The organism is uncultured Campylobacter sp. (genome assembly GCF_938045595.1).
Taxonomy (GTDB): Bacteria; Campylobacterota; Campylobacteria; order Campylobacterales; family Campylobacteraceae; genus Campylobacter_B.
Window position 1 is genome coordinate 1 of the sequence record NZ_CALIBB010000074.1, and the last position, 2,794, is coordinate 2,794.

Here is a 2,794-nt window from a genome sequence, read left to right on the forward strand (position 1 = left end):
GATCAAGCTTCTTAGCCTTTGGCTCAATGCGCGGATCGGTCGTATAAACGCCGTCCACGTCGGTGTAAATTTCGCACAGATCGGCATTCAGCGCTCCTGCGACGGCGACTGCGCTAAGATCGCTTCCGCCTCGCCCGAGCGTAGTTACTTCGCCTGCGGTGCTGATACCCTGAAAGCCCGCAACGACGACGATTTTACCCTGCTTTAACGCCTCTTGCATGCTTTTCGGATCGATCGAGACGATGCGAGCTTTGGTGTGAAAATTATCCGTCACGATGCCAGCACCACGTCCGCTAAATGCGATCGCAGCATAGCCCTTAGCGTTTAGCGCGATAGCTAAAAGTGCACTCGTAACGCGCTCGCCCGAGCTTAACAGCACATCCATCTCTCTGCCTACGGGAGTTTTAGTAAAAAATTCCGCCTGCTCGATGAGCTGATTGGTAACGCCGCTCATCGCAGAGACGATTACCGCGACATCGTGTCCTTCGTTTTTAGTCTTTATCACGCGTTGCGCAACCGCCTCGATCCGCTCTAGCGTACCGACGCTCGTACCGCCGTATTTTTGAACGATCAGCATTAAATGTAACCCTCCTCCTTAAAATATTTTAAAACCGTCGCGTAAATCGGCTTTTTGAAGTGATTTACGTGCCTTAAAACCTCATTCGCGCCTACGAATTTAAATGCGTCGAACTCCGGAAGTTTAGTATTGATGTTTATATCGGCTAAGCTTCGCAATCTCACCAAAAAATACCTTTGAATTTGCCCGTCGTATGGGCGCATCTTTTGAGCTACCCCATCGGGAAAGTCGTAGCTAAGCCACTTCGGGCACTCAGCGATGATATCGACTTTGCTTGTTCCGATCTCCTCACCTAGCTCTCTGCGGATCGCCATCTTAGGCGTCTCACCATCGTCGATACCGCCTTGAGGAAACTGCCAAGCGCCTTTGATGTCGCTTCGTTGCGCGATTAAAATTTCGCAGTTAAACGGATACGATGGCGAAAGCACGATTGCAGCGACATTTGGTCTGTAATTTTTCTCTTTTTCCATCTCGTTTTCTCACAAAAAATTTCTCAAAATTCTACCTAAAAATATTAAAATTTGCGTTAAGAGGCTTAAAATTTATATAAATTTTCAAATTAATTCGCTAAATTTTGTGACATAAATTTAGCCCATAGGACCGACCTTGCACATCTATATCCACGTGCCGTTTTGCACCTCCAAATGCCCGTATTGCGCCTTTGGCTCTTTTAGCGACAAATTTAGCCTTGCAAAAAGCTACTTTTGCGCGCTAGGGCTTGAGGTGCGCGACTTTTTGGCGAAAAATTCGCAAGCAAAAATCTCTACGCTTTTTATCGGCGGAGGTACGCCAAGTGCCGTGGATGCGGGGCTTTATGATGAAATTTTTGCGCTGCTCGCGCCGCATTTTGCCGCCAAAGCCGAAATCAGCTCGGAAGCTAACCCAAACTCCGCTAGCCCCGCTTGGCTTAGCGGGATGCGCGAGCTCGGCGTAAATCGCATCAGCTTCGGCGCGCAGAGCTTCAACGACGCCAAGCTAAAATTCCTCGGTCGCGCGCACAGTGCGGCGCAGATTTTTCTGGCGGTGCAAAATGCCAAAGCAGCGGGCTTTGATAATATAAATTTAGATCTAATCTATGCGAGCAAATTTGACGATAAAAGGAATTTAAAATTTGAAATGGCTGAGCTTGCGCGCTGCGAAGTGCCGCATCTAAGCGCCTATGCGCTAAGCCTTGAGGAAAATACGCCCTTTTTTGGGCGCGAAAGCTTTAAAAAGGAAAGCGCGGCTCTAGCTAAATTTCTCTTTGCTCTTGCGGCGGATAGCGGCTTTAGCCAGTATGAAATTTCAAATTTTGCCGCGCGCGGACTGCGCTGTAAGCACAATCTGGCCTACTGGCGCGGCGAGGATTACGCGGGATTTGGGGCATTTGCGGTCGGAACTAGCGCTCAGGTGCGCCTTAGCTCGCCTAAAAATTTGCGAGATTACATTGCAGATCCGCTGCAAAAACAGCGCGAAGCTCTAAGCGCGCAGGATAAAAAGCTTGAGCGCATATTTCTTGGGCTGCGCTGCGTTTTGGGATTTGAGGCGCAAATTTTAGACGCTGCGGAGCTAAGCAACGCGCGGCTGCTCGTGCGGGCAAAAAAGCTGAAATTCGGCGAGGGTAAATTTTATAATCCCAACTTTTTGCTCGCCGACGAGATTGCGCTTTTTATCACGCAAGAAAGCCGCAATGGGCGCTAAATTTAAGATTAATGAAATTTTAGTTAAAATACGCCACTTTTTACGTTAGGAAATTTTATGTTTGGTATCAGTATGCCTGAAATTACGGTCATTTTAATCATCGCGATAATCGTGCTGGGGCCCGAAAAGCTTCCAAAAGTGCTGGTCGAGCTCGCGAAATACTTCAAAGTTATCAAAAAAACCATCAACGACGCAAAATCTAGCTTCGATCAGGAGCTTCGCATCGCCGAGCTCAAAGAGGACGCCAAAAAATATAAAGAGAGTATCACGCAAGCAAGCGAGGGCGTGCGCAAAAAGCTCACGTTTGAGGAGCTCGACGAGATCAAAGGCGGTATCGACTCGGTCAAAGAGACGCTAAATGCGGGGTTAAAAGACACGGAAAGCTCGCTTAAAGAAACGCTTAGCTCGGACGCCGCCAAAGACGCGTTAAACTCTGCGGAAGTCTCGGCGCAAAAACAGAGCGAGACGGCAAATTTAAAAGCAAATTCGAGCGGAGAAAATTCCGCGCAAAGCTCTGCCCGCGCCGCAAACTCTACG

Annotated in this window: 4 protein-coding genes; 2 read left to right on the top strand and 2 right to left on the bottom strand. The window is 48.5% G+C overall.

Translation table 11 applies throughout. The features are described from left to right. Both Q0340_RS02825 and Q0340_RS02830 read right to left on the bottom strand, forming a co-directional pair. Window positions 1-577: aspartate kinase (locus Q0340_RS02825; RefSeq protein WP_298082079.1), on the bottom strand; the 577-nt coding region annotated here is incomplete at its 3' end. Beyond that, the gene (locus Q0340_RS02830; protein ID WP_005873256.1) at window positions 577-1,047 is read right to left on the bottom strand and encodes an RNA pyrophosphohydrolase; all 471 of its coding nucleotides are present in this window, start codon (window positions 1,045-1,047) and stop codon (window positions 577-579) included. The genes Q0340_RS02825 and Q0340_RS02830, both read right to left, overlap by 1 nt. Before the next feature lie 136 nt (window positions 1,048-1,183). Here Q0340_RS02830 and hemW point away from each other — a divergent pair, with 136 nt between their 5' ends. Together hemW and tatB are read left to right on the top strand one after the other, a co-directional pair. Beyond that, entirely contained in the window at window positions 1,184-2,257 is a 1,074-nt protein-coding gene (gene hemW, locus Q0340_RS02835) for a radical SAM family heme chaperone HemW (protein ID WP_298082080.1), read from the top strand. Between the two features lie 57 nt (window positions 2,258-2,314). Next, on the top strand, window positions 2,315-2,794 hold a 480-nt coding region (gene tatB, locus Q0340_RS02840), incomplete at its 3' end, for a Sec-independent protein translocase protein TatB (RefSeq protein ID WP_298082081.1).